Below are 14,226 nucleotides of genomic sequence, written 5' to 3' on the forward strand. Positions count from 1 at the left end.
GTAGCCTAACTCTAAGTTGGAATGTATGCAGCAACACGTGCTGATCATCGAAAATGGTGAAGGCAACCTTGAACTTATCGCGAAATTAGTACGCCGTTCGAGCCTTACGCCCGTGGGCGCAACGTCGCTCACCGAAGGAAAGGCGCGCTTTGCACAAGAAATACCCGAAAGTTTTTTGTGCGCCATTGTTGCTTACTCTTTACCCGATGCGCCAAAAGGCGAAGCCATCGACTTCGCCGTCGAATCCTTCATTCCTACCATTGCGACAACAGAAAACCTAGACAATGCTATCCGCGACAAGGTGCTTGAGCGGGATGTTGTCGACTATATTCCGAAAGAAAATTCACAAAACTACGACTACCTAAACCGGCTTATAAGCCGCCTTGAAAAAAACAAATCTACCGGCGTTGTGGTGGTAAGTACCAATCGCGTTTTACGCTCAAAAACGGTTTCATTACTTCAGCGACATAACTTTATTGCCTTCGAATGCTTAACAGCTACCGACGCAATGCAGTGCCTCTCTGAACATAAAAATGTGCGTCTTGTTATCACCGATAACACGCTACCCGACATGACGGGCACCCATTTTGTGGCAAGCTTGAGAAAAGCGTTTTCTAAAGAACAGCTTGCCATAATGGGCATTGCTGGAGGTAAAGGCATGCTAATGTCTGCGCACTTCATCAAAAGCGGCGCTAATGACTTCTTACGCGTACCTTATTGCCATGAAGAGTTCTTGTGCCGCGTAATGCAAAACGTGGAATATATTGAAAGTGTTGAAGAAATACGCCGTGTAGCGAATACAGATTATTTAACGGGCCTACCCAACAGACGCCACTTCTTTTACATGGTTACGGTTCAACATCAAAATTTATCTGACGATCATGCCTTGGCACTTATCGACCTAGACTTCTTTAAGTCAATTAATGATACCCATGGCCATGACGCCGGAGACATAGTGCTAAAGGCCATGGCAGCACTTATTGAGTTTTACTTCCCAGATGAAATTATTTCGCGCTTTGGTGGTGAAGAATTTTGTATCTACATGCCTTCAACGCCTGTTGATGAAGCCTGCAAACGCTTGGAAGATTTCAGAAAAGTGGTAGAAGCTGAAGTTATCCAGCTTCCCAAAACCGATATAAAAGTTACCTGCAGTATCGGAGCAAGTGGTGCCCATACTCAGCGTGTAGATAAGCTGCTAAGCCTTGCCGACAAGCAGCTGTACGCTGCCAAAAATAGCGGGCGAAACCAGGTGAAATGCGAGCCGCCTGATGCTCCTCACCAAGAGCAAGGCTCCTTATTGTAGTTTTCGTTTTGGCTTTACGTCTCAAAAGACTGCAAGAACCAGCCTCTACTCTACCGCTAGCTTTTGGGCTTTACGCTGACTGCGATAATTAACCAAGGAGTCGGCACTAAATAAAATTAGCGCAAGCCACACAAACCCGAACGTAACCAAACGCGACTCTTCAAGGGGTTCGCCGTACAGGTAAACTGCCAATATGAACATAAGCGTTGGCCCTATGTACTGAAAAAAGCCTAACGTTGAGTACATAATGCGTCGCGCTGCAGCGGTAAAGCAAAGCAACGGGGCAGTGGTAACAATGCCTGCCGCTAAAATAAGGGAGTTTAGGGTGGCATCATTATTAAATAAGTTACTGTATTCAGAACCAAAGAATACCCAGTAGACGATAGCTAATGGCGACAACATTAAGGTTTCAATGAACAGACCTGGTAGCGAGTCTACCGCCACCTGCTTACGTAATAAGCCGTATACGCTGAAGCTTCCAGCAAGTACTAAGGCAATCCAGGGCACGTGGCCGTAAGATAAAATAAGAATTGCTACACCAATAACAGCAAGCCCAACCGCTACACGCTGCAGATTGCGCAATCTCTCGCCTAAAAATAGCCGGCCTAAGAAAACGTTGATAAGAGGGTTAATGTAATAGCCCAAGCTTGCATCAAGAATATGGTCGTTATTGATCGCCCAGATAAACAAAAGCCAATTTGCCCCCAGCAACAGCCCAGCTACGAACAAAATCTGCATAACTCGCTTATTACGAAGAGCAGCCCCAACTTTTGGCCATTGTTTTAATGCAGCGATTAGCCCAACTAAAAGCACTACAGACCAAATTACTCTGTGCATGAGTATTTCAGCGGCGGGTAATACCATTAACTGTTTGAAGTAAACAGGTGCAACACCCCACATACTGTATGCGGCAATCGCGCAAATAACGCCGACTTGCGCGGCACTGGCTTGCTTAGACAAGGCTGGCTCCAACGAGATTCAGGGTAAGAAAGCGCGTATTGTTTATCAGGTTACGGTAATACACAACCCTTAACGCTTTCCAATGCGGCAAAGGGCAGGTAACAGGCGGTACAACCAACGAAAAAAGCCCCACCAATTGCATTCCTTCAGTGGGGCTTTAGATGCGTACGACACTTTTAGGCTGAACGAGGCCCTAAACCGGAACCATCTTTCAGAAGAAGCCGACTTATAGAAGAAAGAGCGTTCCCAAACCCAAAAACGCCACAAAACCTACAATATCGGTGACAGTAGTCAGTATGACCGACCCAGACAATGCTGGGTCTATTTTAAGCTTGTCTAAAATGACGGGCACGAATACGCCAGCTAAGGCAGCGGCGACAATGTTGAACAGTATGGCTAAACAAATCACCAAACCAAGCATAGCGTCAGTGAACCAGAAATAAGCAACCACGCCGATTACCAAAGCCCAAATCACGCCGTTCACCCCGCCTACCTTCAGCTCTTTCACCATTAGCGCTCTTAAGTTGGCTGGGGTTACCTGCCCTAGTGCAAGCCCGCGTACAATCAAGGTAAGCGTTTGGCTACCAGCAATGCCGCCCATACTCGCCACCACTGGCATAAGTACCGCAAGGGCAACAACTTGCTGCAGCGTACCTTCAAACAGCCCAATAAACCAAGATGCCATAAACGCGGTTAGCAGGTTTATGCCAAGCCACAGGGCACGGTTTTTCGCACTTTTTGCTACAGGCGAGAATAAATCTTCGTCCTCATCCATACCTGCCGACGCCATCACCTGGCGTTCGTAAAATTCATTGACTAGCTCGCTCGCCGAGGACACATCTAAACGACCTAACAGTTTGTTGTTCTCATCAACCACCGGCAAAGACGCCAGACCTGAACGCTGTACAAGGAGCGACGCATTCATGGTGTCATCCTCTCCCTGAATAGTAGTCACATTTTCTTCAGATAAATCAAATAGCGACACGTGATCTTGTGCGTTAAATAGGTGGCTAATTTTAACTAATGCTGAAAACTGACCAGACCGATTCACAAGAAAAATACTGTCGCAGTGCTGAGGTATATCACGCCTTAATAGCCGCAAGCCCTCGCGTACTTTCGCGTTCGACGGCAATACTAACTGTTCGTGGTTTACCCAGTGCCCTATTTGATTATCGGGAAATTGAGTGGCTTCTCTGAAGTACTTTCGCTCTTTGGAGTCGAGCGACTCATACGCCATATCCACAAGGCGCTTTGGCAGTGAGTCAAGTAGTTCAAGTAAGTCTTCGGCATCAATATCAGCAAAAATAGACGCCCATTCATTGTGAGGCGTATTGTCGATAAGGATTTCACGAGGATCGCTACGCATCTCAACAAGTACATCGAGCTTGCGGTCGCGAGAGATACCATCCCACACCACCAACCGTTTTTCTACAGGCAGTGATTCTAAAAGAGATGCAATGTATACCTCGTCTTGTCCGGCTAAAGCCGCCAACAGAGTTGCCGGGTCATCCCCTATACTTTCGGTAACAATCTCTTCGATTAAATCTGGTAATGGCTCTGCCATGCTACACCTCCCGTAATACCGCTCACTTCCCTCACACAACGAAAAACAAGTATTGCGGGATAATGCAAACCTATTAAGGCACGGCTATCCCAGCATATAAGTACCCGTGCCGAAGGCGATATGATCGCTTTTTTCGTTGTGTAACTCCATTCTGCAAACCACTAGTTTACTACCCTTGCGTATAATCGCTGCCGTCGCGATAAAGCGCTCGCCACGCCCTGGACGCAAATAGTCAACACGCATATCAACGGTGCCCATGGTCGGCAATCTAATCTGCAAATCTGCAAGGTGCTCTTCTGGGGTTTGCTTTATGGTCTCTAAAATTGAAACTAAACCACCGATGGTGTCTAGCATAGTCGCTGTTACGCCGCCGTGTAGAATTTTTTGCAAAGGATTACCGGTAAGCGTAGGTTGCCAATTGAGGTGCAACGAAATCTGTGTATCTAGACCGGCACCTTGCGTAACAAATTCCAAGCCTAACAGCTGATTAAAGGGCATGTTATCACGAAAAAGCGTAATGACATGATCGATCATAGCTTGGTGGTCTAATTTCTTATTTACCCTAGTCTCTTCATTGATAGGCATTGTGTTATCCACTTACTGTGACAGTACCCACAACATTACTATTGAATATATCGAGTAAGGAAATTCATCCAACCAATATTATCCAATCAGAGTCACTTATGTACCACAACGCCCTTATCGGTTCCGCACCTTCACGCCACACAATTTGTTCAAAAAGCACACGGCCCTGTTTATTTGAATGGTGATTACCCGCGTCATCGCTACATTTTAGTCTAGTTTTTTAAATTGCCCCGTGAAGCCGAGCCTAAAAACGCGTAAAATCCTGCGCCATGACAACTGCAATCGCGCCATCAGAATTAACGCCTAAAACCCAGCACGCAAAAACGCCTGAAACCGTCTTAAAAGAGGTATTTGGTTACGATGCTTTTCGCGATGGTCAGGGCGAAGTTATTCACCAAGTATGTGAAGGAAAAGACGCACTTGTTTTGCTACCTACAGGTGGCGGGAAATCGCTGTGCTATCAAATCCCTGCACTGGTGCGAAGCGGCACCGCTATTGTCGTTTCACCGCTTATATCGCTTATGCAGGACCAAGTAGAGCAGCTAAAAGCGCTTGGCGTAAACGCCGCCTATCTTAATTCCACGCTGGAAACTGACGAACAAGCGCGCATAAACGATGCCCTCCAAGCTGGTAAGCTGGATTTACTGTACGTATCGCCAGAGCGGTTAATGCAGTACTATTTCCAGCAGTCGCTAGCCCACGCCGACATCGCTTTATTTGCCATTGATGAAGCGCACTGCGTTTCCCATTGGGGTCATGATTTTAGGCAGGATTATCGCGCCTTGGGTCAAATAAAATCTCGTTTTCCTACTATTCCTGTCATTGGGCTAACGGCTACAGCAGATTCAGCGACACAAGCAGACATACTAACGCAGCTAAACCTAAACGACCCGCTCGTTTACAAAGGAAGCTTCGACAGACCCAACATTCGCTACCGCGTAATGAGTAAGTACAAGGCTTTTGATCAAGTTGTCGCTTACGTAAAGCAACAAGAAGGTAGCGGCATTATTTATTGTAACAGTCGCGCTAAAGTCGATGATCTACACGCAAAGTTATTCAAGCAAGGCTTTCGCTGCGCGGCGTATCACGCCGGTATGGATAACGACGAACGAGAGTTAGTACAGCGTCAGTTCCTTAATGACAAAATCGATATTGTGGTGGCCACTGTTGCCTTTGGTATGGGTATCAACAAATCAAACGTGCGTTACGTGGTGCATCATGATGTACCGCGCAGTGTTGAAAGCTATTACCAAGAGACTGGGCGCGCCGGGCGAGATGGCCTAGAGTCTGAAGCCCTATTATTGTTTGACGAAAAAGACGCGGCCCGCGTAAAACAGTGGATAGAGCAAGGCGAAATAGCTGAGCGCAACCAAATAGAGCTGCAAAAGTTCGCGGCCATGGAAGCCTTTTCAGAAGCACAAACCTGCCGACGGCAAGTGCTTCTGAACTACTTTTCGCAGTTCAGTGACAGCGCCTGTGGCAACTGTGATATCTGTCTAGATCCCCCTAAAATGATTGACGGCTTAGTGATAGCGCAAAAAGTACTATCGTGCGTATTAAGGCTTTCACAACAAGCTTCTAGTCAGTATGTAATTGACGTATTGCGAGGCAAGCAGCTTAGGCGCCTCCAAGAGGCCGGCCATCATCAGCTTTCAACCTATGGCATAGGTAAGGATAAATCGGACAGCTACTGGCATAACATTATCAACCAGCTTGTGCATAAAGGGCTTATTCGCGTTGATATAACTGCTCACGCCGCACTGAGATTAACCGAAGCCGCACGGCCCGTACTAAAAGGCGAAGTCGCCGTTCAATTAGCCGTACCGCGACTTGAATTTAAGCCCGATAAGAAAAAGGCAAAGCACGCGCCTGCTAACTACGACAGAACCTTGTTCACGCGCCTCAAGCACTTGCGCAAGGTGTTGGCCGAAGAAAATGAAGTGCCGCCATATGTGGTATTTAGCGACGCCACTTTGGTTGATATGGCGTGTAAACTGCCTACTACACGCAACACGTTATTAGAGGTAAGCGGTGTGGGCCAAACAAAATTGGAACGCTACGGTGAGGCCTTTATTCAGCTCATTGACGACTATATCAATCGCGACCATTAAAAGCTTCAGGGCCAATTAGGTCTTTATTTCCCAGTCGGCCGCAGGGTTTGCACAAAGTAAAGGTGCGCGCCTTGCGGATGAACACATTAGGCGTAAGCGTACTCACCACCCTTTTCTAACGCTGCTTTGTAAGCTTCTCTGGCATGAACACGCTTCACGTAACCCTGAATGGCAGTAAAGTCTTTCGCTCGCCCGCTGGCTACCAGCGACTCTAACGGAAATATCATTTGAACATCTGCGCCACTCGGTGCATCGCCGGCAAACCAAGTGTTCTTAGCGAGGTAAGATTCTACATAGCGCAAACTCTGCGCTAAGTTAGGCCCATAGTAAGCATTGAGAATACCGTCTATCAGTTTGTTAGTAATTGGCTTAATAAAGAAAGGTTTAGAACCTTTCTGACGTGCTTTTTCTAGCACCAAATTGGCCACCAATGGCGGCATTAATGAACCTTCCGCGAAGTGAAGCCAGAACCAATATTGTTGAAGTGCTTCGGGGTCTTGGGGAACAGCAAATGCGTCGGTAGCGTGATGACGAACTAGATATTCCACAATAGCGCCAGATTCTGCAATTGCACCGTGTGGCGTAGTAAGAACCGGCGAGCGCCCCAATGGATGCACAGCCCGCAGCGAGTCAGGCGCCAGGTTCGTAGAGCTGTCTCGTTGATAAAATTCTATTTTGTACTCTACGCCTAGCTCTTCTAAAAGCCACAAAATTCGCTGTGAGCGAGAGTTATTTAAATGGTGAAGTGTTAGCATACCTCGTCCTTAATACGCTTAGTTTAACGCTATTGTTTTTGTGTTGTACTATATACACTTTTTAAACCAAGCGGGTTTACTAACGCCAATAAATTGTTAACTTCTATGCAAAAACTTACAAAAGAAGACATTCTACAACACGCCCTTGTTAACGAAGGCAGCGTAGAAATTCGCGCTGCGCTACCCGCTACCCCACTTAAAACTCAACAGTGGGTGGAACAATTTTGTGCATTGTTTAATTTCAGATTTTCAGAGGCAGATTGGGGAGCTGACCGGTTTCAGGCAGTTGTCACCGCAAGTGCAAGCGACACAGATTTGCAGTGTATGCTTTGTATAGAATGGCTTTGCGAAGCGATATGGCTGGAGCCTATTGGTACGCAGCAGTCGCCATCGGTAATTTTTAATTACCTTTTGCAAGCATAACCCGTAAATTATCCACTATACGTTGAGTTTGGCTTTTCGTTAAAACTAGTATTATTCTAAGGGTAGCATCCAAAGGATAAGAGGGCTTAACAACACATATTTCGCCTTTATAAACATCCTCTTACTATGTGGTTCAAGGAATTAACGAGTGGTAATAGCCCGGCTATTTAAGTACGTATCAGCTTTGCTCATCAGTTGGATGTTGCTAAGCCTAAACGTTTCGGCTAACAGTCAGCTTACTGTCAACGAGTCCTTTGAGCGGGAGATTATTAATCTCCATGCGCGTTTGTCTGTCGCCCCCACTAGCGCCACATATTTTGATGTTTTAAATGGCAACACTAAGGATACTTCAGCCAACGCCTCTTTTACCGATGAACGCATATGGTATTCCACCGAACTAATTCATACAGGCTATAGCCCTATCCCATTAGTACTCAATGTTGACCGCCTGAATGTGGACGATTTACAGATATTTCTTCTTGATAGTAGCGAGCGAATCATCAAGTCCTATCGGTACCAAGCAGGAAAAGGTGATTATTCTTTAAAGCAGCCACTTCCTAACATTAGGCTTGCATTTACTCTTCAGCCTTATCAAGACGCTCGCTTACTCATTGCGGTAAAAGACGAGGGGCTTAAGTACTTCCCTATCACCTTGTGGGAAAGAGACTTACTCGCACAGCATGACACCAATATGCTTACTTTGCTTGGCGCGGTAACGGGTATCATGGCGCTAATTGCGCTCTATTTTTTGTTTTCTTACTTGTATCAGCGCATTGCCACTCGGTTTTGGCTTACCATGTCGTCGCTTGTGCTTATCGCACTATTGTTTATAACAGCAGGAGGATTGGCAATTTGGCCAAGCTTAACTAACGGCAGCGAGCACTTCTATGCTGTATGTTTTTGTATGTTATTGTTGTGCATTGCCAAAGTAACACACCATCTTTTCACCCGTATTCCCATTGCTCTGCGGTCGCTAAGTTATCTTGTACCCGTCGTCGCTACCGCCTATTGCTTTATTGTGAATACCTATATAGCGTCTATCACACTTCTACTGTTAACCGCGGGCATGGGGCTTTATCACGTTTTACTAGCACTCGTATTTAAAGACAAAGGGAGTCGTGCAGTAAGTATCACTTATACACTTGCCTGGCTTTCCTTTTTTGCATTTTATGCACTGGTAACGCAAAACCTATTTAGTAATCTGGTTTATACCGTAGACGTTGCTATTGGAATGCTGTTCTTTCTTACTCTCGGCTTTCTGTGTTTTGGCTTTGCTGTCATAGCCAAAGAAGACGTGTTAAATCAGCGCCAGCTTTCAACGCAAGCAGAAACCATATCAAGCTTGAATCACTTCTATGATTTATTTAGGCACTCAGCGGAAGGGCACTACACCTCAACATTGGATGGAAAGCTTATTTCCGTTAATCCGGCCATGTGTAACGTATTCGGCTATGAAAACGAAGAGAAGATGCTTGCCGAAGCAGAGAACACAAAAGTGTTTTACGCCAGTGCGGAAGACAGGCAGGTTTTACTCGGTGAAATATCACAAAACGGTCATGTAACCGGTAAGGAAATTAGAGGTCGGCGACGAGACGGAAGCGAGTTTTGGTTCTCCCTATCCTGTCAAATCCGAAAAAATGGCGAAGGCGACTTTCTCTACGGCTCTATTGTGGATATAACCGAGAAGAAGCAGTCAGACTTAAGCCTGCAATATTTAGCTACCCATGACTCGCTAACTGGCGTTTATAACCGACGCCAGTTTGAATCTATGTTTAAAGATAAAGCAGTGAACGCAAACGACACACCAGTATGTTTACTGTTTTTAGATCTAGACAGGTTTAAAGTAGTTAACGATACCTGTGGCCATAAAGCTGGCGATGTACTTATTAAGGATATTGCCCGTTTGATTGAGAACACCTTGCTTTCGGACGCACAATTGGGCCGCCTTGGTGGCGATGAGTTTGGCATTATTTATTCAGGTATTGATGCCGACGCCGTTTATGTAAATGCGGTAAAGATCCTAAACACGGTGCAGGCTTATCGCTTTATGTGGGACAACCGCATTTTCAACTTAGGCGTGAGCATAGGTATGGTGGTATGCGACGATACCGATGTCGACCCGGGCCAGTATTTAAGTATGGCCGATGCCGCATGTTACTTCGCTAAAGAACAAGGAAGAAATCAGGTTCATAGATACAACAAAAATGACGAAAGTATGCAGCGCTACCAGCGCGAGCTTGATTGGGTATCTTCTATTAACAACGCGTTAGAAGAAGGTCGCTTCGAGCTTTTTTATCAATCGCTAAGGCCATTAAGCAAAACCAGCGACGGGCACTACTACGAAGTTCTGCTGCGTCTTAGGGAAAAAGACGGGCAACTTGTCGAGCCTGCCAACTTTTTACCCACGGCTGAGCGATTTGAGATGAATGTCAGTGTTGATAAATGGGTAGTAACAAATACCTTCAAATGGCTATCTGAAAACCCTGAGCACCTTGCACAATTGAAACGGTGCAGCATCAACCTTAACTGCCACTCACTGGCAGATAGAGACTTTACCTTGTTTATTCTCAATGCATTCGAAACCTTTAATATCCCGTACAACAAAATATGTTTTGAGGTTATTGAGTCAGTAGCCATCATTAAAATGGAAGTCACTCTTGCCTTTATGCGTACCTTTAACCGTCTCGGGTGTTCTTTTGCCCTCGACGACTTTGGCAGTGGCTTCTCTTCTTATAATTATCTTAAAAGCTTACCCGTGAGCCAGGTAAAAATTGACGGTATGTTTATTAAAGATATGCTAAACGACAGCGTAGATACGGCTATGGTTGCCTCTATTAACGATGTTGCCAAAGCCATGGGTATGCAAACTGTTGGCGAATTTGTAGAAGATGAAGGCATCATGGCACAGCTAGGCAAAATGGGCGTTGATTTCGCCCAAGGCTACGGTGTTGCTAAGCCCGCGCCTTTACGAGAATTTAAGCCCCTCTGATAACTATCCTTGATACACCCTTTGCGAAAAAAGTGATAGCACAAGCGTCAACTCGCGTATAATAAAATGGTAGACTTGCAAAAATAGAAGTCGTCCCCACTTATTGCCCACTGTCCAAAGTGTAGAAGTAACATGAGTAGCAAACAGCCTAAATACGAATATGTCAGTACCGCAAAATTACCCACAAGAATGGGTGATTTTAAAATACACGGCTTTGTTGAAGCCAGTGGTCAGGAGCACGTTGCCCTTTCTTACGGAGAGTGGAAAGAAGATGACGTAGTGCCTATTCGTATTCATTCAGAATGTTTAACCGGTGATTCTTTATTTAGTACCCGCTGCGACTGTGGTTTTCAGTTAGAAAAAGCCATGCAAAATATTGTAGATAACGGTCACGGTGTATTGCTTTACTTGCGCCAAGAAGGCCGAGGTATTGGTCTTTTAAACAAGATTCGCGCTTATAACCTTCAAGATAGCGGCATGGACACCGTTGAAGCGAACGAACACCTTGGTTTCGACGCAGACCTTAGAAGTTACGACATTTGCAAGCTCATGTTAGACACCCTCAATGTTAAACACGTGGAGCTAATGACCAACAACCCTAAGAAGCTTGCTGCATTAAAAGCACTAGGAATAGACGTTGTAGCAAGAAAGCCGATAGATCACGGTATTACTAAAGACAACAAACACTACCTTAAAACGAAGACAGAGAAGCTCGGTCACGCCTTCGACCCGCATGTTTTCAAATAGCTAGAGACATTGGCAAAGCCCATACAAACTAGCATTCATTATCTTCTAAAAGCGCCCACTACAACAATGTGGGCGTTTTCTATTCAGCTTCGGTTAATTATCGTTCGAGCATAATGTATACAGACTTACCACATTGCGCGCAAAAAGCAGCGGCTTTCGGCATAGCAATTTAATACCAGTCCGCTTAGAAAATTAACCTCTAAGCCGATTGGTATAAGGAGAATGTATGAAAAACATAACCTTATCGATAGTTATAGCGCTGTCCAGCGCGCAAGCGCTACCTGCACTTGCTCAGTCGAATACAAACCTTGCCCAGGTTTCGTCTTCAGCTCAGCAATATTCTGATGCCGAATTAGATAGTGCACTTGCGCCCATTGCCCTTTACCCGGATACACTGCTTACTCATATTTTAATCGCATCTACCTACCCTTTAGACGTAGTTTCAGCCGACCGCTGGCGTCAAAGCAATAAGCATTTAACGCCTGAACAAGTAGAGGGTGTGTTAGATGGCGTAAGTTGGGACCCGAGCGTAAAAGCACTCGCGCCATTCACCGAGCTACTTAATACCTTAGCCAGTGATCTTGAGTGGTTACAGCAGCTTGGCGACAATGTACTTATTGATCAAAGTCGAGTGTTAGATCGTGTTCAAGTGCTTAGGCAGCATGCTCATAACACAGGTAACTTGGTAACTAACGACTACATTGAAGTTGAAAGAGAACGAGAAAGCAGTCGAGAAATTATTTACATAGAGCCGCGCCAGAGAGAGGTGGTTTATGTGCCATATTACGACCCACATGTTGTGTATGGTAACTGGTGGCACCCAATTTCGCCAATTCGCTGGAGACACCATGTAAGCTACCATCACCATAGCAATGTATACTGGTCTCCAAGCGTTCGCCTTTCTACCTTCTTCTTCTTTGGCAGTGTGCATTGGCATAACCGTCACGTAGTTATTCACCGCGAGCCCGTGCGCCGCTATTACCACGGTAGCCCACGTAAACGCGTGGTAAGTCGTGACTATCGCCGTTGGGAGCACAATACAGTGCATCGCCGGGCACGTTACTCTAACCGCGTGGTTCACAGTGCGCCTGCACGCTATGAACATGCTGGTGTAACGCGCGCACAACATGTTTCCGCTAAACATATTAGAACGGCCAATCGCCCAGCGCATAACGACAATAAGCGCTCAGTAAGCTCTGTGACACGTACCAATAATGCTAAACCGATAAAGCGGACGATTGAGCCTAAACAAGTAACGCCTCTTAGAGAACCCCGTCTGTCGAACAAGCAGAACTCTGTGAAGCGCAAGCAATCGATAGAGCATGCGCTGAAACGCAATCAATCGGTGGCTAAAAATGAAAAACCAACGCGGAACAACACACTTAAAGCCTTGAAGCGTGACAAGCCAGCTAGAACAGCACCATCGCCACAGTCTAGGAAGTATGCAAACAGGAATGGTGCGCAACATGGTTCAGTGAAGCAAAACGTAAATCGTCAACGGATTGAAAGGGCGAGTCCACAACACCGTTCCGTTGCCCGTGAAAGTAGTAAACCTAAGCGTGTAGAACGAACATCTAGCCATAGATCGATAAAACAGTCTCAGCGAGAAAGACCACAAAGGCAAATATCTCGGGTGGAACGCAGCGTTTCGAAAGGAAATAGCTTAAAGCGCTGACCTTAAGCGCTAGTTCTAAACGCTCGCCTTTCAACAAACTCGGACAAGGACAGTTAACTAAATAGCGGCTTGCAGATTCAAAGTTTGCACGCCGCTTTTTTTACTTTGTTCACTGCGCTGACGCGTGAAATCTCACTAAAGCCTCCACAAAGCGAATTGGAGACTGGGGGTCAAGGTTGAAATACAGCGAGGGTTCAATGAGCTCAAGCTCCATTATCGCCCAATTATTACCCTGCTTCACCAAATCAACACGCGCATACAATGCATCACACGGCATAGCAGCCAAGGCTTTTTCAGCGATAGCCAGTTGTTCAGTATCTACTGCGATAGAGTGTAAACTGCCGCCATGCTCTTCTTGTACGCGAAAGTCGCCTTTTTGTGGCACTTTCTTAATAGCATGGCTGAACTCCCCACCGAAATAAAATAATGAATACTCCCCTTCATCAACAACACTACGTAAGAACGGTTGGATCATAAAATCCCGCTGGTGAAATGTATCGTAAAGTACTTTCTGATTTACATGCCCCTCACGCCAGTCGGCAGCAGAAAGTTTGAAAGTATCATCAGCGTTAGCACTCAGCGTGGGTTTAATCACCACAGTGTCACAGCCAAATTGCGCAAACGCTTCCTCTATAACATTGTTATTAAACTCGCTTCTCCACATTGTTTTGACAATAGGAACCCCTTTACTCTGCAAGTCTTTAAGGTAGTGTTTTTCAATATTCCACTTCATCAAGGATATCGGGTTTAATAACACCGCACTCGACGCCTCAATGCCTTCTAAACAAGCTAAAAACTCTTCAGCGTGCTGCTGATAATCCCACGTGCTGCGAACAATAACATAGTCAAACTTATCCCAATTCGGCGAGGCGCTATGCCAAGAGACCGTTTTTACAGTCCACCCGCGTTGTTCGAAAAACGGTATTAATAATTCATCATAGACGAAAAAATCTTCAAGATTATCGGTCGATAAAAAAGCGATAGCAGGCATAACTGAGTCCTCAATTTACACGGGCTTCGGCGCATTAAAGTTTTGTAATAATTTAAGTATCTATACCAAAGTTAAATAGCGTAGACACCGCAATCTGCGTAGACTGCAGCGAAATTAGCACAC

The 14,226-nt window shown here is 45.7% G+C and carries 11 protein-coding genes; 6 read left to right on the forward strand and 5 right to left on the reverse strand.

The window, feature by feature from the left end; all coding sequences use genetic code 11:
• The first annotated feature begins 25 nt into the window (after positions 1–25).
• Positions 26–1,303 carry a GGDEF domain-containing response regulator gene (locus ACXACS_RS00820; protein ID WP_474802910.1) on the forward strand — a complete coding sequence of 426 codons (1,278 nt, stop codon included), beginning with the start codon at positions 26–28 and terminating at the stop codon, positions 1,301–1,303.
• 45 nt (positions 1,304–1,348) lie between these two features.
• Here ACXACS_RS00820 and rarD read toward each other — a convergent pair whose 3' ends face one another.
• The 3 genes from rarD to ACXACS_RS00835 form a co-directional block, all read right to left on the reverse strand.
• Entirely contained in the window at positions 1,349–2,263 is a 915-nt protein-coding gene (gene rarD / locus ACXACS_RS00825) for an EamA family transporter RarD (RefSeq protein ID WP_474802911.1), read from the reverse strand.
• 226 nt (positions 2,264–2,489) lie between these two features.
• The gene (locus ACXACS_RS00830; RefSeq protein ID WP_474802912.1) at positions 2,490–3,827 is read right to left on the reverse strand and encodes a magnesium transporter; all 1,338 of its coding nucleotides are present in this window, start codon (positions 3,825–3,827) and stop codon (positions 2,490–2,492) included.
• A gap of 84 nt (positions 3,828–3,911) precedes the next feature.
• Positions 3,912–4,412, reverse strand: a complete 501-nt coding sequence (locus ACXACS_RS00835) for a thioesterase family protein (protein WP_474802914.1) — start codon at positions 4,410–4,412, stop codon at positions 3,912–3,914.
• 269 nt (positions 4,413–4,681) lie between these two features.
• Here ACXACS_RS00835 and recQ point away from each other — a divergent pair, with 269 nt between their 5' ends.
• Positions 4,682–6,523 carry a DNA helicase RecQ gene (gene recQ, locus ACXACS_RS00840; RefSeq protein ID WP_474802916.1) on the forward strand — a complete coding sequence of 614 codons (1,842 nt, stop codon included), beginning with the start codon at positions 4,682–4,684 and terminating at the stop codon, positions 6,521–6,523.
• A gap of 86 nt (positions 6,524–6,609) precedes the next feature.
• Here the strand turns inward: recQ and ACXACS_RS00845 are convergent, their stop codons facing one another.
• Positions 6,610–7,278: a glutathione S-transferase gene (locus ACXACS_RS00845; protein WP_474802918.1), complete on the reverse strand. Its 669-nt coding sequence runs from the start codon at positions 7,276–7,278 to the stop codon at positions 6,610–6,612.
• Between the two features lie 105 nt (positions 7,279–7,383).
• Between ACXACS_RS00845 and ACXACS_RS00850 the strand changes: the two genes are divergently transcribed.
• From ACXACS_RS00850 to ACXACS_RS00865, 4 genes are all read left to right on the forward strand, one after another.
• Positions 7,384–7,701, forward strand: coding sequence for a hypothetical protein (locus ACXACS_RS00850; protein WP_474802920.1), 318 nt, complete (start codon positions 7,384–7,386; stop codon positions 7,699–7,701).
• Positions 7,702–7,849: 148 nt separating this feature from the next.
• Positions 7,850–10,690: an EAL domain-containing protein gene (locus tag ACXACS_RS00855; RefSeq protein WP_474802922.1), complete on the forward strand. Its 2,841-nt coding sequence runs from the start codon at positions 7,850–7,852 to the stop codon at positions 10,688–10,690.
• Positions 10,691–10,822: 132 nt separating this feature from the next.
• Positions 10,823–11,437 (forward strand): GTP cyclohydrolase II, encoded by a 615-nt coding sequence (gene ribA, locus ACXACS_RS00860; protein ID WP_014947836.1) that lies wholly within the window; start codon positions 10,823–10,825, stop codon positions 11,435–11,437.
• 226 nt (positions 11,438–11,663) lie between these two features.
• A complete protein-coding gene (locus tag ACXACS_RS00865) occupies positions 11,664–13,112 on the forward strand; it encodes a DUF3300 domain-containing protein (protein ID WP_474802924.1) in 1,449 nt (482 codons plus the stop codon).
• A gap of 109 nt (positions 13,113–13,221) precedes the next feature.
• Here ACXACS_RS00865 and ACXACS_RS00870 read toward each other — a convergent pair whose 3' ends face one another.
• Entirely contained in the window at positions 13,222–14,103 is an 882-nt protein-coding gene (locus ACXACS_RS00870; RefSeq protein ID WP_474802926.1) for an ATP-grasp domain-containing protein, read from the reverse strand.
• Positions 14,104–14,226 lie beyond the last annotated feature (123 nt).

Source organism: Alteromonas sp. AWM4_230, assembly GCF_056158305.1.

Coding starts and splice junctions, on each gene's coding strand:
- ACXACS_RS00835 (WP_474802914.1), bottom strand. CDS start 4,412: ATGCCTATCAATGAAGAGACTAGGGTAAATAAGAAATTAGACCACCAA.
- recQ (WP_474802916.1), top strand. CDS start 4,682: ATGACAACTGCAATCGCGCCATCAGAATTAACGCCTAAAACCCAGCAC.
- ACXACS_RS00830 (WP_474802912.1), bottom strand. CDS start 3,827: ATGGCAGAGCCATTACCAGATTTAATCGAAGAGATTGTTACCGAAAGT.
- ACXACS_RS00820 (WP_474802910.1), top strand. CDS start 26: ATGCAGCAACACGTGCTGATCATCGAAAATGGTGAAGGCAACCTTGAA.
- ACXACS_RS00850 (WP_474802920.1), top strand. CDS start 7,384: ATGCAAAAACTTACAAAAGAAGACATTCTACAACACGCCCTTGTTAAC.
- ACXACS_RS00870 (WP_474802926.1), bottom strand. CDS start 14,103: ATGCCTGCTATCGCTTTTTTATCGACCGATAATCTTGAAGATTTTTTC.
- ACXACS_RS00845 (WP_474802918.1), bottom strand. CDS start 7,278: ATGCTAACACTTCACCATTTAAATAACTCTCGCTCACAGCGAATTTTG.
- ribA (WP_014947836.1), top strand. CDS start 10,823: ATGAGTAGCAAACAGCCTAAATACGAATATGTCAGTACCGCAAAATTA.
- ACXACS_RS00865 (WP_474802924.1), top strand. CDS start 11,664: ATGAAAAACATAACCTTATCGATAGTTATAGCGCTGTCCAGCGCGCAA.